Source organism: Promicromonospora sp. NPDC052451 (genome assembly GCF_044547525.1).
In the GTDB taxonomy this organism is placed as follows: domain Bacteria; phylum Actinomycetota; class Actinomycetes; order Actinomycetales; family Cellulomonadaceae; genus Promicromonospora.
In genome coordinates this window covers 386,172-404,287 of record NZ_JBIUAP010000006.1, presented here as the reverse complement: position 1 = coordinate 404,287, position 18,116 = coordinate 386,172, and the positions used below count along the sequence as shown (strand labels likewise).

The following is an 18,116-nucleotide window of genomic DNA, read 5'->3' as shown; positions in this document are numbered from 1 at the left end:
ACGCCGTGGACGCGCCGAGCAGCCTGTCCCGCCTGAGCGGCCAGGACCAGAACAACCCCGGCGCGGTGAAGGACCTGACCAAGGAGTCCGAGTCCTACACCCACGGGCACCACGAGTCCGTGCTGCGTTCCCACCGACGGCGGACGGCGGCCAACTCCGCCGCGTTCCTGCTGCCGCACCTCCTGTCCGACATGACGCTGCTCGACGTGGGCTGCGGCCCCGGCACCGTCACCGTCGATCTCGCGGAACGCCTCACCCAGGGCAGCGTCGTCGGCGTCGACGCGTCCGACGACGTGCTGGAGTCGGCCCGCGGGCTCGCCGACGCCCACGGCACGAAGAACATCACCTTCGAGCACGCCAACGCCTACGAGCTGCCCTTCGAGGACGACTCGTTCGACGTCGTGTTCGCCCACCAGCTCCTGCAGCACCTCTCCGACCCGGTGGCGGCCCTGCGCGAGATGAGGCGCGTCGCCAAGCCCGGCGGGTTCGTCGCCGTCCGCGACGCCGACTACGCCGCGATGGCCTGGTACCCCCAGTCCCCGGAGCTCACCGAGTGGAACATGCTCTACCACGAGGTCACGCACACCTACGGCTTCGAGCCCGACGCCGGACGCCGCCTCGCCTCCTGGGTGCGCGACGCCGGCTTCGACCCCGCCACGATCGAACCCGGCGCCAGCGTCTGGTGCTACGCCACCCCCGACGACCGCACCTGGTGGGGCGGCCTGTGGGCCGAGCGGTGCACCGAGTCGAACTTCGCCGTCCAGGCCAAGGACTCGGCGCTCGCGGACGACGTCGCCCTCGAACAGCTCGCCCAGGGCTGGCGGGAGTGGGCCGCCGCCCCGGACGGCTGGTTCGCGGTGCTCAACGGCGAGGTGCTGGCGCGGGCCTGACCCCGGTGTCGTCGGGCCGGGCGGTGCTGTGCGGTGCGGTGCCACGCCGTGCGGCCCGCAGCCGTGCGAGCCGGGCGAGCAGCCCGGCGCCCGCGGCAAGCGCGATCGCCGCGCCGAGCAGCACGACGGCGGGGTAGAGCCAGAGCACGACCCGGTACGCCGCGGCGGGATCGGTCAGGCCCATGAGCGTTGCCCCGAGCCACGGCAGCGCCAGGCCGAGCAGGAGGAACAGCGCCAGCGGGAGCAGTCGCAGTGTGATCCTGCCCCGTGACGTCAGGGAACGGCGGGCGGCCCAGCGACGGGCGCGCCCGACCACCACGGCCCCGGCCACCAGGACCAGCGCGGCGATGCCGACGACCACCGCGTTGAACGGGTCGAACGGGTTCGTGGTGCCGCGGGGCGTACCGCCGTCGGCCGCCACGATCGCGTCATGCGTCAGCGCCATCGGGTCCCCGGCCGCGTTCGCGAGCACGACGGCGCCGGTGCCCGTCACGGGGGAGAACTCGATGCCGGACGCGAACGTCGCGAGCGTGCCGCCGTGCCCGACGAGCGGGGCGGTCTCCCCGTCGGACGCCGTGCCGTGCCAGCCGAACCCGTAGCCGGCGGGGTCCGTGGGCACGTCGTGGAAGGCGCGAAAGCTCTCCGGGTGCAGCAGGCGCTCGCCGTCCGGGGTCGTGCCGTCCCCGACCTGGAACCGCAGCCAGGCCGCCATGTCGTGCGCGGTGGACACGATGCCGCCGCTGCCCGTGCAGGCCTGCGGCAGCTCCGGCACGGCGACCCGCACGGGGCCCAGGAGCGAGAAACCCCGGGCGAGGCCGGCGGGCGACACGTCGCACCGGCTCGTGACCAGGGTGGCGTCCATGCCGAGCGGCGTCAGTACCTGCTCGGCCAGGTACTCGTCGAAGGCGACGCCTGCCGTCCGCTCCACGAGGCGCGCCAGCACGTCATAGCCCGCGTTGCTGTACAGGGTGACCGTGCCGGGGTCGCTCGCCAGCTCCTCGCCGGACAGCCGGGCGACGGTCTCGGCGGCGCTGCGCGCCGGGTCGGCCGAGTACTCCAGCTCCGTCGCGGCCAGGCCCGACCGGTGGGTGAGCAGGTGCTCCACCGTGATGTCGCGGTAGCGCTCGTCGGCCAGGCGCAGCTCCGGGAGCACCTCGGCGACCGCGTCGTCGAGCGCCAGCCGGCCCGCGTCGACCTGCTGCAGCACGGCCATCGCCGTGAACGCCTTGGTCATCGAGCCGATGCGCATCGGCGTGTTCTCGTCGACAGGTGCGCCGTCCCCGGTCACGCCGTGCACGCGTACCCGGACCTCGCCGCCCACGAGGGTCACCAGCGCCAGGCCCGGGGTCCGGTGAACCCGGACGTACTCGTCGAGACCGTCGTCCACCGCCCGGTCGACCGCCCCGTCGTTCGAGGTGAGGGCATCCGCGCGGCTGGTGGCCGCGGCCGGGACGGTCGCCCCCGCCGGGAGCGCGGGTGCCATCGCGAGCACGGCCACCGCCGCCGTCACGAGCACGCCGCGCACGCCCGCCGGTCGTCGCGTCCTGGTCCGGTCGATCATCGTCACGAGCCCCTCGTCGGTGCCCCGCCGCCACGGCCGGGCGTCTCGTGCGACACGCTAGGGACCGGCACGGGTCCCGGGCATCGGGGATCACCTGGGCCGAGGCCCTGAACCATCCCTGAGGTGTCCCTGAGCACCGCGTGCGCGCCGCCCACCGCGGCGTCGGCATACCCTGAGCCCGTGCGTATCGCGAGATTCACCACCGGAGACGACCCACGCTTCGCCCTCGTCCAGCAGGAGGGCAGCAAGACCTTCCTCGCCGTGCTGGGTGGCGACCCCCTCTACATGCCGGCCATGCCGACCGGCGAGCGCATCGAGCTGGGCGACGGCGTCCGGCTGCTCGCCCCGGTGATCCCGCGCTCCAAGGTGGTGTGCGTGGGCCGCAACTACGTGGACCACGCCAAGGAGCTGGGCAACGACGTGCCGAGCACGCCGCTGCTGTTCTTCAAGCCCAACACGGCGGTCGTCGGACCGGACGACCCGATCGTCCTGCCCGACTTCACGCAGGAGGTCTCCTACGAGGCCGAGCTCGCCGTCGTCATCTCCAAGGTGTGCAAGGACGTCACGCCCGAGAACGCGCCGTCCTACGTGCTGGGCTACACCGTCGCGAACGACGTCACCGCGCGGGACGCCCAGCGCACCGACGGCCAGTGGGCCCGGGCCAAGGGCTTCGACACGTCGTGCCCGCTCGGTCCCTGGATCGACACCGACGTGAACCCCGAGGACGTCGGGGTGCGCTCGCGCGTCAACGGCGACCTGCGCCAGGACGGCCGCACCCGCGACATGGTGTTCGACGTGCCGTTCCTCGTGTCCTACATCTCCGAGGCGATGACCCTGCTGCCCGGCGACGTCATCCTCACCGGCACGCCCGCGGGCGTCGGCACCATCGACCACGGCGACCGCGTCGAGTGCGAGGTCGAGGGGCTCGGCGTGCTGTCCAACCCGGTGCTGCGGCGGAACTGACGTGACGGAGGCAGCCGTGCGCGGCGGGTCGGCCGTGCCTGGTTCGGTCGTGTCCGGTCCGGTCGTGCCCGGCGACGCCCTGCGCGCCGACGCGCTGCAGGCGCTGCGCGGCTGGCCGGCGCCGACGCCCGAGCAGGAACGGCTCCGCGTCCGGTACGTGCGCCACCTCGAGGCCCACGACCCCGCGACGCACCCGGGCGCCGGGGTGCTCCGGGAGTCCGTGCCGGACCACCTGACGGCGTCGGCCGTCGTGCTCTCCCACGACGGCGCCCACGTGCTGCTCACCCTCCACGCCAAGGCCCAGCGGTGGTTCCAGCTCGGCGGGCACCTGGAACCCGGGGACCGCACGCTGGCGGGTGCGGCGCAGCGCGAGGCACGCGAGGAGTCGGGCCTCGCGCTGACCGTGGACCCGGTGGCCGTGCACCTGGACGAGCACGTCGTACCGTTCTGCCGGCCGGGCACCGGCGACCCCGACCGACCCGTGCACCACCTCGACGTCCGGTTCGTCGCCGTCGCGGCGCCGGGCGCCGAGGCCGTGGTCTCCGACGAGTCGCTCGACGTGCGCTGGTGGCCCGCCGACGCCCTCCCCGACCCGGACCTCACGGAGCTCGTGGCTCTGGCCCGGACCCGTGTCGGAGGAGCATGACCGGGCGGGATCGTCCGGTGAAGCCTTCGGTGCCGGCACGGAGGTAGGCGACGCGGGTGGCGGGCGCCCCGGCGAGCACATTCGTGGCCGGTCCGGGCCTCCCGCGCGCACCATGGACGCATGGAGACGATCCGGCGGTTCCTGGTCCTGACACCCGCGGCCTTCGCGATCACCGCAGCAGTGCTGCTGCCGCTCATGACGGCCGGCAACCTCTCGCTCGCCACGGTAGGGATCGCCCTCCTGACGGCGCTCGCGGTGACCGCCGGGGTACTCGTGCTGATCCTCGCCGCGGCGGGCCTGCTCCGGTTGCTGCGCGTGCGCAACGCCTGGGCCGTGCTGGGCGCGGCCTGCGTTCTGGCCGTCGTCACCGCGACGGTTGCCTATGCCCTCGTCGCGGCGTCGCTGCCCCCTGACGACGAGGGATGGAACCTCCTGTACGTGACAGGCTCCGCCGTCGCGTCGGTACCGGCCTGGCTGGGCTATGCCGTCGGGCTGCTGGTTCTGGGCCGACGGGACCGGGTGGTCGCCGCACGGAACGAGGCGGGGTGACCGTGGCCGCGGCTCAGGGCCGGTGGTGGGCCTAGGCTTGGGGCGTGACATCTCCCGCTCCTGGCAGCTCTTCGACCCGTGTCCGCTTCGCGCCGTCCCCGACCGGCATGTTCCACGTCGGTGGTGCGCGCTCCGCCCTGTTCAACTGGGCCGTGGCGAAGCAGCAGGGCGGCACCTTCGTGCTGCGCATCGAGGACACCGACGCCTCGCGCAACCAGCCCGAGTGGGTGGACGGCATCCTGTCGGCCATGGAGGCGCTGGGGATCCGCAAGGACGACCCGGCGTTCGAGGGCCCGTACTACCAGTCCGAGAACGCGGGTATCCAGAAGGATGCCGCCCAGCGGCTGTTCACCGAGGGCAAGGCGTACTACTGCGACTGCACGCGGGATGCCCTCATCGCGCGCACGGGCAACCAGCAGACCGGCTACGACGGGTTCTGCCGCGACCGCGGCCTGGAGTACGCCGAGGGCCGGGCGCTGCGGTTCCGTACGCCCGACGAGGGCGAGACCCAGGTCGTCGACCTGATCCGCGGCAACCCGACGTTCCCGAACGCCAACCTCGAGGACTTCGTCATCGCTCGCGGCAACGGCTCCCCGGTGTTCCTGCTGGCCAACGTGGTGGACGACATCGACGAGAACATCACGCTCGTCATGCGCGCCGAGGAGCACCTGCCCAACACCCCGAAGCAGCAGCTGCTGTGGGAGGCGCTGGGCCACACGCCGCCGCAGTGGGCGCACATGCCGGTGATCGTCAACGAGAAGCGGCAGAAGCTCTCCAAGCGCCGCGACAAGGTGGCGCTGGAGGACTACCTGGCCGAGGGCATCCTGCCCGACGCGATGGTCAACTACCTGATGCTGCTCGGCTGGGCGCCGGGCAACGACGAGGAGATCCTGCCGTTCGACGAGCTGGTGCGCCGGTTCCGCGTCGAGGACATCAACTCCTCCTCGGCGTTCTTCGACGTCAAGAAGCTCACCGCCTTCAACGGCGAGTACATCCGCGCCCTGAGCGTCGAGGACTTCGCCGCCGCCTGCGCGCCGTGGCTCCAGGCCCCGGCCGCCCCGTGGGCCCCGGACCAGTTCGACGAGAAGGTGTTCGACGCCGTCGCGCCGCTCGCCCACTCCCGGGTCGCACTGCTGTCCGAGATCACGAACAACGTGGACTTCCTGTTCCTGGACGCCCCGATCATCGACGAGGACTCCTGGAACAAGGCCATGAAGACGGGCGCCGCCGGGCTCCTCACGGACGTCCGCGCCGCCCTCGCCGACGTCGCCTGGGAGGCCGAGGCGCTCAAGGACACCGTCACCACGGTCGGCGAGGCGCACGGCATGAAGCTGGGCAAGGCGCAGGCCCCGGTCCGGGTCGCCGTGACCGGTCGCCGGATCGGTCTGCCCCTGTTCGAGTCGCTGGAGGTGCTGGGTCGCGAGCGCACGCTCGTGCGGATCGACGCGGCGCTGGCCCGCCTCGTTCAGGCGGCGACGCCGTCCGACGCCGAGGTGCCCGCCACCGCCGAGTGACGCCACGGCCCGGGGAGGCGACGCGCCTGCCCGGGCCGGTGCGATGTCCCCGCGAACCCCCAGATCACCCACGTTGTAGCGTGTGAGACGTGACCGACGCCATGAGACCTGACGCCGCGCCGCCCTCACCCGAACCACCTGCGCCGACGCCGTCGGTCTGGGAGCCGCCCGTCGCGGCCACGGGACCGCGCGAGTATCCGCAGGCCCTGCGGGGGCCGTGGTACCGGTGGTGGCGTCCGTTGCTCGGGCTGCTCGCGGTCGCGGGCTCCGGGGTGGTGGTCTTCGGGATGGTGCTCCTGGCCACGCTCGGGTTCGTGCTCGCCCAGGCGGTGGGCGCGCAGCTGCCGGACCCGGCGTCGGACGCCTTTCTCGTCTCGCCGGCGGGCATGCTGGTGACCAACCTCGGGCTCGCGCTCGGCATCCCGGTCGCCCTGGTGGCGACCTGGGCGCAGTCCGGGCGCGCGGGCCTGGTGTCGTCGGTGCTGGGCCGGGTGCGCTGGCGCCTGCTGCTCGGCGGCCTGGGGGTGTCGTTGCTGCTCCTGGTGCCGCTCACGCTGGCGGGCAGCGTCCTCGTGTCGCAGCTCGGTCTGGCCGGCGACGCCTCCCCGGGGTCCGACGACGGCCTGTGGCCCCTGACGCCGGCGTCGGGCTGGCTGGCGCTCAGCCTGGTGATCCTCCTGACCACACCGCTGCAGGCCGCGGGGGAGGAGTACTTCTTCCGCGGCTGGGCGTCGCAGTGGCTCGGCAGCCTGCTGCGGTGGCGGTGGCTCGCCGTCGTCGTGCCCGCCGTGGTGACCGCGGTGCTCTTCGCGCTGGCGCACGGTGCGCAGAGCCCCTGGCTCTTCGCGGACCGGCTCGTGTTCGGCCTGGTCGCGAGCCTGATCGTCTGGCGCACGGGCGGGCTGGAGCTCGCGGTCGCCCTGCACGTGGCGAACAACCTGCTGGCCTTCGGGCTGGCCATCGCCTACGACGGGTTCGCGGAGTCGCTCCTGATCACCGAGGTGGCTCCGGCCGAGGGCGCGGTCAGCATCTGCGTCACGCTCGTCACCACGGCGGTGGTGCTGTGGTGGGCGCGACGCCGGGATCCCGCCGTGGTGGTCGTCGACCCGGCGCCGCGGCCCGTGGCGGGTCCGGTACCCACCCCGGCAGCAGTCACGACCGCGGGGCCGGCCGCCGGTCCGGTGAACGGAGGCACGGCATGACCACGGACGGGATCCTGTTCGACGTCGACGACACCCTCGTCGACACCAAGGGCGCCTTCGCGGTGGCCCTGGAGGCGATCCGGGCCGAGTACCTGCCGCACGTGCCGCCCGAGCGCGACCCGGAGATCCTGGCGCACTGGCGCACCGACCCGGGCGGCTACTACGCCCGCTACACGCGCGGCGAGCTGGACCACGACACGCAGCGCCGGTACCGCGCGGTGCGGCTGCACGAGACGTTCGGCGGCCCGCCCGTGACGGCCGCGTCGTTCGAGGCCTGGGACGCCCTGTTCTGGGGCACCTTCGAGCGGTCGTGGACGGCGCACGACGACGCCCGTGCCGCGGTCGACGACGCCGTCGCGGCGGGCCTGCGCGTCGGCGTCGTGACCAATGCCGCCACCGAGCTGCAGGAGCGCAAGCTGAAGCTCGCGGGCCTGGCCGACCTGCCGGTCCTGGTGGGCGTCGACACGCTGGGCTTCGGCAAGCCCGACCCCCGGGTGTTCCTCGAGGGGGCCCGCGTGCTGGGGACCGATCCGGTGCGGACCGCGTACGTGGGCGACGAGCCCACCGTGGACGCCCTGGCGGCCCGCGAGGCCGGCCTGACGGGCGTCTGGCTGGACCGGGCGGGACACCGGCGTGGTCCCGGATACGGCGGGCCCTCCGACGGGGGCCGGGACCCGCAGGATCCGGAGGCTCTGCGGGCGGCGGGCGTGCTGGTGATCCGGACGCTGGCCGAGCTGCCGGCGGCGCTCGGCTACGGTCCGGCGGCCGCTCGACCGCGGTGACGGGGCCCGGACCGGACCGGGACACGCGCGGGTGACGGACGGCACGCCCATTGCGTTTTGCGCACCGTCCGAGGTCAGGTAATGTTCTCCAGCGGTAAGGGGTCCACGGAACGCCTGTCGGAGACAGGTGCATCTCGGGGCCGTTACCCCCATGGGGTATGGTGTAATTGGCAGCACGAGTGGTTCTGGTCCACTTAGTCTAGGTTCGAGTCCTGGTACCCCAGCGCACGTTGCAGTAACAGTTCAGGCCCCCATCGTCTAGCGGCCTAGGACGCCGCCCTCTCACGGCGGTAACGCGGGTTCAAATCCCGCTGGGGGTACGCAGGTCTTCCGGCTCCGGCCGGCGGATCAGTTCAGGCCCCCATCGTCTAGCGGCCTAGGACGCCGCCCTCTCACGGCGGTAACGCGGGTTCAAATCCCGCTGGGGGTACAGCAAGAAGGCTCGGTCTCACGCGGACCGGGCCTTCTTCGTGTCTCCGGCGCGGTGTCTCCGGCGCGCACCCGATGTGGCGACCGTGGCAGGCATCTGCGGGCGAACGTAGAGCTCGTCGCCCTCTGGTGCCTCATGCCGCGATCGACCCTACGTTCGCCCCGTCGGGCCGGGCGGGACTCAGCGGATCTTGGGGTCGCCGCCCTCGATGAAGGGCTTGGGGCGCAGCTCCGGGTCGTCCGTGGCGGCGGTGGGCCCGCCGGGTACATGGCCGCCGTCGTGGTGGCCGGCTTCGCGGTGGCTTGCGTCGCGGTGGGCGCCGTCGCGGGGCGTGCCGGGCGCGGGGTCCGAGCCGCCCGGCGTCGTGCCCCCGAAGGTGCCGGACGCCGCCGCCCCGGCGGACGCCCCGCCCGGTGCTCCGTACGCCGGCGCGCCGGTCATGCCCGGCAGCCCGCCCGCCGTCGGCCGGAGGTTCTCGTCATCGGCAGTGGTGTCCGCGGGTGTGTCCGCGACGCCGCTCTCGATCCGGGCGACCGGCAGCTCGATGCGCTGCGTCGGCGGGTTGCTGCGCCGTCCGATCCGCGGCATGAGCGCGGGCGGCGGGGTGGTGGGCGGTACCTCCACCGGCGGTGCGGCCGGTGCCGCCGCGGCGGGACCGCCCTGGGCGGCGGCCTCGGCGTCGGCGGCGTCCGGGTGGAAGAGGTTCGCGATGATCAGGCGGTACCGCGAGTCGGGCCGGGGGATCCACGTGACCCGGTCCAGGGCCTGGTCCTGCCCCGCCGTCTCGAAGATGAAGGTGCCGTAGCCCAGGAGCTGGCCCATCGGGGTGCGCTCGTAGCCGAGGTCGGTCACCTTCTCGGACGGCATCATCGCCACCCGGTGCACCAGGAACCCGTCGAGCAGCAGCAGGCGACGGTCGGTCATGACGAACCACTCGGCCCGCCAGTCCAGCCACTTGTAGAGCAGCCGTGCGCCCAGGACGAGGAACGGCAGCCACACCCACCCCATGTCGTCGCGGACGTTCGGGTCCACGGCGACCAGGAGCGCCAGGGCCAGGACGAACGCACCGGCGGTGGTGAGGATGGGTTCCCAGAGCTTGGCCCAGTGCCGGTGGGTGGCGACGACGATGCGCTCGTCCGCCAGGATGTACCGCCGCAGGGCACGGTTCGGGACGAAGTCCGCTGTCGTGCTCATGGCGGCCTCCCCGGAGGATGCGGTCGGAATTCTCGTCGCCGACCCTACGCGGTCACCGGCCGATCGACCCGGTGAAGAGCTCCTCGAAGAAGGTGCCGATGTTCGCGATGGCACCCCAGATCACGTCCCAGAGGGCGAGCACGACGTCGGCGGAGCGCTCGGGGTCGTTGATGACCGAGTAGAGCAAGAAGATCACCACGACCCAGATGATGATGAGTCTCACCTTAGGCGGCATCAGATTCCTCCGACGTAGGTGCGTGCGCACCCGGTGTGCACACGTCCCGGGTGACACTACTGACACAGGCGGGACCTGGGGAATCACCACCCTCGGCGTGGCGGGCCAACGCTCACGGACCGCTCACGGACCGCACACCCCGTGTGCACCGCGAGCGGTCCGGAGCCGTCGTCACTCGCCGGAGCGGTGCAGCACCTCGGTCAGCTTGTTCGCCGCGGCGACGACTGCGGCCGAGTGCAGCCGGCCGGGCTGGCGGGAGAGCCGCTCGACGGGTCCGGACACGCTGACGGCGGCCACGACCCGGCCCGACGGGCCCCGCACGGGCGCCGACACCGACGCCACGCCCAGCTCACGTTCCGAGACGGACTGGGCCCAGCCGCGGCGTCGGACGCCGGAGAGGATGGTCGCCGTGAAGGTGGCGTCGCGCAGGCCGCGGTGCAGCCGGTCCGGCTCCTCCCAGGCGAGCAGGACGTGCGCCGCGGAGCCCGCGCTCATGCTGAGCGTGGCCCCTACGGGGATGGAGTCGCGCAGGCCCACCGGGCGCTCGGCGGCGGCGACGCACACGCGGTGGTCGCCCTGCCGGCGGTAGAGCTGTGCGCTCTCGCCCGTGTGGTCGCGCAGCGCGATGAGCACCGGGTTCGCGGCCGCCAGGAGGCGGTCCTCACCCGCTGCGGTGGCCAGCTCGTTGAGGCGCGGGCCCAGTACGAAACGGCCCTGCATGTCCCGTGCCACGAGACGGTGGTGCTCCAGGGCCACCGCCAGGCGGTGCGCCGTCGGGCGAGCCAGGCCGGTGGAGGAGACGAGCTGCGCCAGGGTGGCCGGACCGGCCTCGAGTGCCCCGAGGACGGACGCCGCCTTGTCCAAGACGCCGACTCCGCTAGTATCGTCCATACCGCGATATTGCCGTCTCGGAACGTGAGATTGCAAGTCGAGGCCCGAAGTTGTTTCTGATGAGGAGGCGAACCGCCATGGCCGGCACGCTGGCAGAGAAGGTCTGGGAAGCGCACCTGGTGCGCCGGGGCGAGGGCGGCTCGCCCGATCTTCTCTACATCGACCTGCACCTGGTGCACGAGGTCACGAGCCCGCAGGCGTTCGAGGGGCTCCGCCTCGCCGGGCGTCAGGTACGGCGGCCCGACCTCACGATCGCCACCGAGGACCACAACACCCCCACGCTCGACATCGACCGGCCGATCGCCGACGCGACGAGCCGCACGCAGATCGAGACGCTGCGTGCCAACGCCCAGGAGTTCGGCGTCCGCCTGCACAGCCTCGGCGACGCCGACCAGGGCATCGTGCACCAGGTGGGGCCGCAGCTCGGCCTGACCATGCCGGGCCTGACCGTCGTGTGCGGCGACTCGCACACCTCGACGCACGGCGCGTTCGGCGCGCTCGCGTTCGGTATCGGCACGTCCGAGGTGGAGCACGTGCTCGCCACCCAGACGCTGCCGCTGGCGCCGTTCAAGACCATGGCGATCACCGTCAACGGCACGCTGCCCGCGGGCACCACGTCCAAGGACATCATCCTGGCGATCATCGCCAAGATCGGCACCGGCGGCGGGCAGGGCTACGTGCTCGAGTACCGCGGCGAGGCCATCCGGGCGCTGTCCATGGAAGCCCGCATGACCATCTGCAACATGTCGATCGAGGCCGGCGCCCGCGCGGGCATGATCGCGCCGGACGAGACCACCTTCGAGTACCTCAAGGGCCGCCCGCACGCGCCCGAGGGCGCGGACTGGGACGAGGCGGTCGAGTACTGGAAGACCCTGCGCTCGGACGACGACGCGCAGTTCGACGCCGAGGTGGTGCTGGAGGCGGCCGACCTGGAGCCGTTCGTCACCTGGGGCACCAACCCCGGCCAGGGCCTGCCGCTGTCGGCGGCCGTGCCGGTGCCCGCCGAGATCTCGGACGAGTCCGAGCGCGTCGCCGCCGAGCGGGCCCTGGAGTACATGGGCCTGGACGCCGGTACTCCGCTGCGCGACATCAAGGTCGACACCGTGTTCATCGGCTCGTGCACCAACGGCCGCATCGAGGACCTGCGGTCGGTGGCCAAGGTCGTCAAGGGCCGCGAGAAGGCGAGCGACGTGCGGGTGCTCGTGGTGCCGTCGTCGGCGCGCGTGCGGCTGCAGGCCGAGGCCGAGGGCCTCGACGTGATCTTCAAGGAGTTCGGCGCCGAGTGGCGCAACGCCGGGTGCTCCATGTGCCTGGGCATGAACCCCGACCAGCTCGCGCCGGGGGAGCGGTCGGCCTCCACGTCGAACCGCAACTTCGAGGGCCGCCAGGGCAAGGGCGGGCGCACCCACCTGGTCTCGCCGCTGGTCGCTGCCGCCACGGCGATCCGGGGCACCCTGTCCAGCGTGGGCGACCTGGACCTGCCCGAGGACGTCGACATCACCACCTTCGACGGCACGCCGCTCGACGGCGTGGGGGCGTCGCCGCTGGGCGAGACCGTCGTCGTCGACCTGCCGCTGCCCGTCGCGCGCTGAGAGGACTGCTGACCATGGAGAAGTTCACCACCCACACCGGCGTCGGCGTCCCGCTGCGGCGCAGCAACGTGGACACCGACCAGATCATCCCCGCCGTGTACCTCAAGCGGGTCACGCGCACCGGGTTCGAGGACGCGCTGTTCGCCGCCTGGCGCGGCGACCCGTCGTTCGTGCTCAACCAGGACGCCTACTCCGCGGGCTCCGTGCTCGTGGCCGGTCCCGACTTCGGCACCGGCTCCTCGCGTGAGCACGCCGTCTGGGCGCTCAAGGACTACGGCTTCCGCGTCGTGCTGTCCTCGCGGTTCGCCGACATCTTCCGCGGCAACTCGGGCAAGCAGGGCCTGGTCACGGGCATCGTCTCGCCCGAGGACATCGAGATCCTCTGGAAGATCCTGGAGACCAAGCCGGGCACGGAGGTGACCGTCGACCTGGAGGCCAAGACCGCCACGGCCGACGACGTCACGGTGCCCTTCCAGATCGACGACTACACGCGCTGGCGGCTCATGGAGGGGCTCGACGACATCGGTCTCACCCTGCAGAACGAGGCCGACATCACTGCGTTCGAGCAGACCCGCGCGGCGTGGCGGCCCAAGACGCTGCCGGCGCGGCACCTGCCGTCGGTGGAGATCGAGGCGGCGCGGCCGGTCTGACGGCGGGGCGGCTGCTGTCGCCCGGAGCCGAGCGTCTGCTGCTGGTCGAGCCTGTCGGGATCTTTGGGTCCGGGCAGGCTCGACCTGTGTGTTCTACGGGCTGCTTGTTCTGCGAGCTGTCCTGCCGTTGTCGACCTCAGAGGCTCGGCGGTCCCTGGCGCACCTTCTCCAGCAGCCCCTCCGGGGTGTCGCTCTGGGGGTCCCACCAGGAGTCGATCCACCACGTGACCCCGGCGTCGGCCATGGCACGGGCCTGCTTGGCTGCCTCCTCGCGGTCGGCCGACAGCTTGCCCTGCAGGATCACCTCGAAGGGCCGGTCGGCACCGCTGCGCCGCTCCACCTCGGACCGGTGCTCGGTGAGCCAGGCGACCAGGCCGGCGATGTCGTCCACCGTCAGGTCGTCGGCGCTGCCGCGCAGCTGCGGGACGATGCCGTCCCAGCTCAGCGTGCGCCGCAGGTTCCGGGCGGGCGGGCGCTCCGCGTCCCAGACGCCGACCGGCCACACCGGGATGCGGCCGTTGACGGGTCGCTCCGGGAACCGGAACGGGCCGGTGGTGAGATGGGCGCCGTCGAACTCGAAGTCCTCGCCCGACCAGGAGCGTTCGAGCCAATCCAGTGTCTCGTCCAGCAGGGCCGCGCGGTTCTTCAGGTCCGTGCTCTGCCCGGGGACCGAGGTGAAGCCGCGGTCGTCGGGCACGCCCACGCCGACCGGCAGCACGAGGCGGCCGCCCGACAGGCGGTCCACCGTGAGGGCGCGCTGCGCGAGCTCCCACGGCCGGTGCCGGGGGACCGCGAAGACCATGGCGCCGAGACTGATGCGCTCCGTCACGGCTGCCGCGGCGGCCAGCACCGCGAACGGGTCGTAGACCGGCATGGCCCACTCGCCGTCCATGCTGATCGCGTCCCAGGTGAAGAAGCCGTCCCAGCCGTGCTCCTCGGTCTCGCGGGCGAGCGCGACGTGCTGGTCGATCGTGCCGAAGCTGCTGATGAACCCGAACTTCATGCTGTTCCTCCGTTGGCCTGGGGCTGGTCCTCCGACGTCTGCCACCACGCTACGCGGCACCACTGACATGGTTAGGGTGAGGCCGTGACCAGCACCGCCGAGAAGAACGGCACCAGCGTGAGCGAGAGCACGACCCCCTTGCGGGGCACCGTCGAGATGTGGACCGACGGCGCGTGCAAGGGCAACCCCGGCCTGGGCGGCTGGGGTGCGCTGCTGCGCTTCGGCGAGCACGAGAAGGAGCTGTTCGGCGGCGAGAAGGTCACCACCAACAACCGCATGGAGCTCACCGCCGTGGTCGAGGCCCTGCGTGCCCTCACGCGGCCGAGCACCGTGATCATCCACGTCGACTCGTCGTACGTGATGAACGGGATGAAGACCTGGATCGCGGGCTGGAAGCGCAACGGCTGGAAGACGGCCAGCAAGCAGCCCGTCAAGAACGTGGACCTCTGGCAGGCGCTCGACGCCGAGGTGGCCGAGCACCAGGTGAGCTGGGTGTGGGTCAAGGGCCACGCCGGAGACCCGGGCAACGAGCGGGCCGACGCACTGGCGAACAAGGGCGTCGACAGCGTGCGCTGACGCAGGTCGGGGCACGTCCGGACAACGAGACCGACGTCACGTCACCACGATTGGCGCGCCCTAATACCCTTGACCCATGGCTTCCCACTACGACGTCGTTCTCCTCGGCGCGGGCCCCGGCGGCTACGTTGCCGCCATCCGCGCTGCCCAGCTCGGCAAGTCCGTTGCGATCATCGAGGAGAAGTACTGGGGTGGTGTCTGCCTCAACGTGGGCTGCATCCCCTCCAAGGCTCTGCTCCGCAACGCCGAGCTGGCCCACATCTTCACCCACCAGAAGGACTTCTTCGGCATGGCCGGGGACGTCTCGTTCGACTTCGGGAAGGCCTGGGACCGCTCGCGCACCGTCGCGGACGGCCGCGTCAAGGGCGTCCACTTCCTGATGAAGAAGAACAAGATCACCGAGTACGACGGTCGCGGCACCTTCCGCGACGCCAACACCATCGAGGTGGCCCTCAACAAGGGCGGCAGCGAGACCGTGACCTTCGACAACGTGATCATCGCGACCGGTTCGCAGGTGCGCCTGCTGCCCGGCGTCGAGCTCTCGGACAACGTGGTCACCTACGAGAAGCAGATCCTCACGCGCGACCTGCCCAAGTCGATCGCCATCGTCGGCGCCGGCGCCATCGGTATGGAGTTCGGCTACGTGCTGAAGAACTACGGCGTGGACGTCACGATCATCGAGTTCCTCGACCGTGCGCTGCCGAACGAGGACGCGGACGTCTCCAAGGAGATCGCCAAGCAGTACAAGAAGCTCGGCGTGAACATCCTGACCTCGACCGCCGTGCAGACCGTCAAGGACAACGGCTCGTCGGTGACCGTCTCGTACAAGGGCGTCAAGGACGACAAGCCGGGCGAGCTCGTGGTCGACAAGGTGCTCATGGCCGTCGGCTTCGCGCCCAACGTCAGCGGGTTCGGCCTGGAGAACACGGGCGTGCAGCTCACCGACCGCGGCGCCATCGACATCGACGACTACATGCGCACCAACGTGCCGCACATCTACGCCATCGGTGACGTCACCGCCAAGCTCATGCTGGCGCACGTCGCGGAGGCGCAGGGCGTCGTCGCCGCCGAGACCATCGCCGGGGCCGAGACCCAGACGCTGGGCGACTACCGCATGATGCCGCGCGCGACGTTCTGCTCGCCGCAGGTGGCCTCGTTCGGCCTCACCGAGCAGCAGGCCCGCGACGAGGGCTACGACGTGAAGGTCGCCTCGTTCCCGACCATGGCCAACGGCAAGGCGCACGGCCTGGGCGACACCACCGGCTTCGTCAAGCTCGTGGCCGACGCGAAGTACAACGAGCTGCTCGGCGGGCACCTGATCGGGCCGGATGTTTCCGAGCTGCTGCCGGAGCTCACCCTGGCGCAGAAGTGGGACCTGACGGCGGACGAGGTGGCGCGGAACGTGCACACGCACCCGACGCTGTCGGAGTCGGTGCAGGAGTCGATCCATGGGCTTGCGGGGCACATGATCAACTTCTGAGACCGGTCTCCCGGTTTCTCGGGAGTCGAACCTGGTCAGAGGCCCGGATCCGCGGAATTCCGCGGATCTGGGCCTCTTCGCGTGCCGGGGTGTCGTGGACACCTATGGACGTGAACGGTCCGAAATTCCCGCCACTTATGGCACGGGGATGGCACGACGACGGACACGAACCAGGAGGTTGACCGATGGCAATGACCAGGGACGATACGACGGCCAGGCAGCGTCGCGAGGCGTGGGGGAGCCTGCGGAAGCTGCCCTCGAAGCGCTGGCAGGCTCGCTACACCGGGCCGGACGACAAGACCTACTCGGCGCGGACGGAGGACGACAAGCCACTGACGTTCCTCACCAAGGGTGACGCCCGCGAGTGGCTCAACGGGGTGCACGCGGCGATCAGCCGAGGGGAGTGGCTTCCGCCCGCCGAGGCTGTCCGACGGCGCCGGGCCGCCGCCGAGGCTGCAGCGGCGCGGGACGTGACCTTCCGCGAGTACGCCGAGCGGTGGCTGGAGCGCATTGCGATCGAGCCCGGCAAGGGCGGCAAGCTCCGCCGGCCGGGCACCGTGCTCGCGTACCGAGGGCGGGTGCGCAACTACCTCATGGCGCCGCTCGGGGACGTGAAGGTCCGGGAGATCGACACGGAGCGGGTGCGTGCGCTTGTGATCAAGCTCGTCGCCATGCCCTCGGTGCTCAAGGAGGACGCCAAGCACAACGGCATCGCGGGCGACGCCGTTGACGTGCTGAAGATGATCCTCCGGGCGGCGGTGCGTGACGGGCTGCTCGCGAAGATGCCGGACGTGCCGACGCCGACCCGCAAGTCCGTGCGGCACGACGACTCTCACACCCCGGAAGACGACGTTGCCACACCGACTCAGGTCGACGCGCTCTACGAGGCCGTGCCGCAGCCCTGGCGGATCGCGGTGCTGTTCGCCGCGTGGTGCCAGCTGCGACGCGGGGAGGTGCTGGGGCTGCAGCGGCACGACATCGTCTGGAACAGCGACCGGACCGCGGCGATCCTGCACGTGCGGCGGCAGAAGAACGGGAGTACGGGCAAGCTGACGGACCCGAAGTCGGACAGTGGCCGCCGGTCCATGTCCGTTCCACCGCTCATGATTGAGCGGTTGCGCGAGCACCTCGACCAGTACGTGGGGCGGGGACGGACGGCGCCGGTGGTGCCGGGTGCAGTGCGAGGTAGCCAGTACCTGTCGGCGTCGCGATGGAACGGTATCTGGGCGGGCGCTCGGGGTGCGGTGGCGGGGCTTCCGGACGGCTACCGGTTCCACGACCTGCGACACACGGGGCTAACGCGGATCGCGCAGGAGGGGGCGACGCTCGCCGAGCTCATGCGTCGTGGCGGACACTCTGACGTGACGGTGGTGCTGCGGTACCAGAAGGCGACGATGGCTCGAGACATCGAGCTCGCGGCGCGGATGAGTGTGACGGCGGGGGAGGAGATCCGGCTGGAGACGGAGCGCGCAAGGTCTGAAGGGGACAGGGCCGCTTGATGCTCAAGTGGCTGGACCTCTCTCATCCGGAGGTCCAGCCACGCTGATTGCGAGGTGTGCGATGCCGCCATCGGTCTGGGGTTCACACAGAACGGGCTGACGGGATCGTGACCACAAGTTTCTGTGGCAGTTCATCGAGGTCGACCCGGATGAGCCGGCCTACTCGGTAGCCCGCGATGGTGCCATCTGCGATTCGGCGACGCAGCGTCTTGACGGACACGTGAAGGTACTCGGCGGCGTCGGCCAGCGGGACCAGGCGCGTGGGGCGGGGGGGTGCTGGGCTGGTGTGCGGCATGGTGGCTCCTTTCGGAAGTCCTGGCTCTACGCCACAGGTGTGCAGCGAACTCCGGCGACGAGGCACAAGAAATCGGAAGGAGCTCACGGGGTATCGATTCGCAACCGAGCGCGTGCGCACGAGTACCACAGCGCTGAGGCCTGGAGCTGGAGTCTGCGGTCCCG

18 protein-coding genes and 3 tRNA genes are annotated in these 18,116 nt (G+C 71.6%); 15 read left to right on the top strand and 6 right to left on the bottom strand.

Features of this window, described 5'->3' with window-relative positions:
* Positions 1 to 74: 74 nt before the first annotated feature.
* Entirely contained in the window at positions 75 to 890 is an 816-nt protein-coding gene (locus ACIG47_RS13595) for a class I SAM-dependent methyltransferase (protein WP_397411776.1), read from the top strand.
* Here the strand turns inward: ACIG47_RS13595 and ACIG47_RS13590 are convergent.
* The gene (locus tag ACIG47_RS13590) at positions 862 to 2,451 is read right to left on the bottom strand and encodes a serine hydrolase domain-containing protein (RefSeq protein ID WP_397431396.1); all 1,590 of its coding nucleotides are present in this window, start codon (positions 2,449 to 2,451) and stop codon (positions 862 to 864) included. The genes ACIG47_RS13595 and ACIG47_RS13590 overlap by 29 nt on opposite strands.
* 180 nt (positions 2,452 to 2,631) lie before the next feature.
* On the opposite strand from ACIG47_RS13590, the gene ACIG47_RS13585 reads away from it, so the two are divergent.
* The 9 genes from ACIG47_RS13585 (at position 2,632) to ACIG47_RS13545 (ending at position 8,537) form a co-directional block, all read left to right on the top strand.
* Positions 2,632 to 3,414, top strand: a complete 783-nt coding sequence (locus tag ACIG47_RS13585; RefSeq protein ID WP_397411600.1) for a fumarylacetoacetate hydrolase family protein — start codon at positions 2,632 to 2,634, stop codon at positions 3,412 to 3,414.
* A 1-nt stretch (position 3,415) separates the two neighbouring features.
* Positions 3,416 to 4,060: an NUDIX hydrolase gene (locus ACIG47_RS13580; protein WP_397431365.1), complete on the top strand. Its 645-nt coding sequence runs from the start codon at positions 3,416 to 3,418 to the stop codon at positions 4,058 to 4,060.
* Between the two features lie 120 nt (positions 4,061 to 4,180).
* Entirely contained in the window at positions 4,181 to 4,609 is a 429-nt protein-coding gene (locus ACIG47_RS13575; protein ID WP_397411595.1) for a hypothetical protein, read from the top strand.
* A 44-nt stretch (positions 4,610 to 4,653) separates the two neighbouring features.
* Positions 4,654 to 6,123 (top strand): glutamate--tRNA ligase, encoded by a 1,470-nt coding sequence (gene gltX, locus ACIG47_RS13570; protein WP_397431364.1) that lies wholly within the window; start codon positions 4,654 to 4,656, stop codon positions 6,121 to 6,123.
* Positions 6,124 to 6,212: 89 nt separating this feature from the next.
* Complete coding sequence (locus tag ACIG47_RS13565; protein WP_397431363.1) at positions 6,213 to 7,325, top strand: lysostaphin resistance A-like protein; 1,113 nt, start codon at positions 6,213 to 6,215, stop codon at positions 7,323 to 7,325.
* Positions 7,322 to 8,107, top strand: coding sequence for an HAD family hydrolase (locus ACIG47_RS13560; protein ID WP_397431362.1), 786 nt, complete (start codon positions 7,322 to 7,324; stop codon positions 8,105 to 8,107). Before ACIG47_RS13565 ends, ACIG47_RS13560 begins: the two co-directional genes overlap by 4 nt.
* 152 nt (positions 8,108 to 8,259) lie before the next feature.
* A tRNA-Gln gene (locus ACIG47_RS13555) sits at positions 8,260 to 8,331 on the top strand.
* A gap of 23 nt (positions 8,332 to 8,354) precedes the next feature.
* Positions 8,355 to 8,427: transfer RNA gene (locus ACIG47_RS13550), tRNA-Glu, on the top strand.
* A gap of 37 nt (positions 8,428 to 8,464) precedes the next feature.
* Positions 8,465 to 8,537 (top strand) — tRNA-Glu (locus ACIG47_RS13545).
* A gap of 180 nt (positions 8,538 to 8,717) precedes the next feature.
* Here ACIG47_RS13545 and ACIG47_RS13540 read toward each other — a convergent pair.
* The 3 genes from ACIG47_RS13540 to ACIG47_RS13530 all read right to left on the bottom strand — a co-directional run bounded on the left by ACIG47_RS13540 (position 8,718) and on the right by ACIG47_RS13530 (position 10,857).
* A complete protein-coding gene (locus tag ACIG47_RS13540; RefSeq protein WP_397431360.1) occupies positions 8,718 to 9,731 on the bottom strand; it encodes a PH domain-containing protein in 1,014 nt (337 codons plus the stop codon).
* A gap of 52 nt (positions 9,732 to 9,783) precedes the next feature.
* Complete coding sequence (locus tag ACIG47_RS13535; protein ID WP_229785626.1) at positions 9,784 to 9,930, bottom strand: hypothetical protein; 147 nt, start codon at positions 9,928 to 9,930, stop codon at positions 9,784 to 9,786.
* A gap of 207 nt (positions 9,931 to 10,137) precedes the next feature.
* Positions 10,138 to 10,857: an IclR family transcriptional regulator gene (locus ACIG47_RS13530; protein WP_026365378.1), complete on the bottom strand. Its 720-nt coding sequence runs from the start codon at positions 10,855 to 10,857 to the stop codon at positions 10,138 to 10,140.
* Positions 10,858 to 10,934: 77 nt separating this feature from the next.
* On the opposite strand from ACIG47_RS13530, the gene leuC reads away from it, so the two are divergent.
* Positions 10,935 to 12,449 (top strand): 3-isopropylmalate dehydratase large subunit, encoded by a 1,515-nt coding sequence (leuC, locus tag ACIG47_RS13525; RefSeq protein WP_397431395.1) that lies wholly within the window; start codon positions 10,935 to 10,937, stop codon positions 12,447 to 12,449.
* A 14-nt stretch (positions 12,450 to 12,463) separates the two neighbouring features.
* A complete protein-coding gene (gene leuD, locus ACIG47_RS13520; protein ID WP_397411582.1) occupies positions 12,464 to 13,099 on the top strand; it encodes a 3-isopropylmalate dehydratase small subunit in 636 nt (211 codons plus the stop codon).
* A 136-nt stretch (positions 13,100 to 13,235) separates the two neighbouring features.
* Here leuD and ACIG47_RS13515 read toward each other — a convergent pair whose 3' ends face one another.
* Positions 13,236 to 14,102 (bottom strand): LLM class flavin-dependent oxidoreductase, encoded by an 867-nt coding sequence (locus ACIG47_RS13515; RefSeq protein ID WP_397431358.1) that lies wholly within the window; start codon positions 14,100 to 14,102, stop codon positions 13,236 to 13,238.
* Between the two features lie 138 nt (positions 14,103 to 14,240).
* On the opposite strand from ACIG47_RS13515, the gene rnhA reads away from it, so the two are divergent.
* The 3 genes from rnhA (at position 14,241) to ACIG47_RS13500 (ending at position 17,657) form a co-directional block, all read left to right on the top strand.
* Complete coding sequence (rnhA, locus tag ACIG47_RS13510; RefSeq protein ID WP_397411770.1) at positions 14,241 to 14,678, top strand: ribonuclease HI; 438 nt, start codon at positions 14,241 to 14,243, stop codon at positions 14,676 to 14,678.
* A gap of 76 nt (positions 14,679 to 14,754) precedes the next feature.
* Positions 14,755 to 16,158: a dihydrolipoyl dehydrogenase gene (gene lpdA / locus ACIG47_RS13505; RefSeq protein WP_397411578.1), complete on the top strand. Its 1,404-nt coding sequence runs from the start codon at positions 14,755 to 14,757 to the stop codon at positions 16,156 to 16,158.
* 191 nt (positions 16,159 to 16,349) lie between these two features.
* On the top strand, positions 16,350 to 17,657 hold the full coding sequence (locus ACIG47_RS13500; protein ID WP_397431356.1) for a tyrosine-type recombinase/integrase: 1,308 nt from the start codon (positions 16,350 to 16,352) through the stop codon (positions 17,655 to 17,657).
* 82 nt (positions 17,658 to 17,739) lie between these two features.
* Here the strand turns inward: ACIG47_RS13500 and ACIG47_RS13495 are convergent, their stop codons facing one another.
* Positions 17,740 to 17,952, bottom strand: a complete 213-nt coding sequence (locus ACIG47_RS13495) for a helix-turn-helix domain-containing protein (protein ID WP_397431354.1) — start codon at positions 17,950 to 17,952, stop codon at positions 17,740 to 17,742.
* Positions 17,953 to 18,116: the final 164 nt, after the last annotated feature.

What these genes read in the sequence shown, in the direction of transcription:
- ACIG47_RS13590 (WP_397431396.1), bottom strand. Translation starts at nt 2,451, where the DNA reads ATGATCGACCGGACCAGGACGCGACGACCGGCGGGCGTGCGCGGCGTG.
- ACIG47_RS13575 (WP_397411595.1), top strand. Translation starts at nt 4,181, where the DNA reads ATGGAGACGATCCGGCGGTTCCTGGTCCTGACACCCGCGGCCTTCGCG.
- ACIG47_RS13560 (WP_397431362.1), top strand. Translation starts at nt 7,322, where the DNA reads ATGACCACGGACGGGATCCTGTTCGACGTCGACGACACCCTCGTCGAC.
- ACIG47_RS13540 (WP_397431360.1), bottom strand. Translation starts at nt 9,731, where the DNA reads ATGAGCACGACAGCGGACTTCGTCCCGAACCGTGCCCTGCGGCGGTAC.
- ACIG47_RS13530 (WP_026365378.1), bottom strand. Translation starts at nt 10,857, where the DNA reads ATGGACGATACTAGCGGAGTCGGCGTCTTGGACAAGGCGGCGTCCGTC.
- leuC (WP_397431395.1), top strand. Translation starts at nt 10,935, where the DNA reads ATGGCCGGCACGCTGGCAGAGAAGGTCTGGGAAGCGCACCTGGTGCGC.
- leuD (WP_397411582.1), top strand. Translation starts at nt 12,464, where the DNA reads ATGGAGAAGTTCACCACCCACACCGGCGTCGGCGTCCCGCTGCGGCGC.
- ACIG47_RS13515 (WP_397431358.1), bottom strand. Translation starts at nt 14,102, where the DNA reads ATGAAGTTCGGGTTCATCAGCAGCTTCGGCACGATCGACCAGCACGTC.
- lpdA (WP_397411578.1), top strand. Translation starts at nt 14,755, where the DNA reads ATGGCTTCCCACTACGACGTCGTTCTCCTCGGCGCGGGCCCCGGCGGC.
- ACIG47_RS13500 (WP_397431356.1), top strand. Translation starts at nt 16,350, where the DNA reads ATGACCAGGGACGATACGACGGCCAGGCAGCGTCGCGAGGCGTGGGGG.
- ACIG47_RS13495 (WP_397431354.1), bottom strand. Translation starts at nt 17,952, where the DNA reads ATGCCGCACACCAGCCCAGCACCCCCCCGCCCCACGCGCCTGGTCCCG.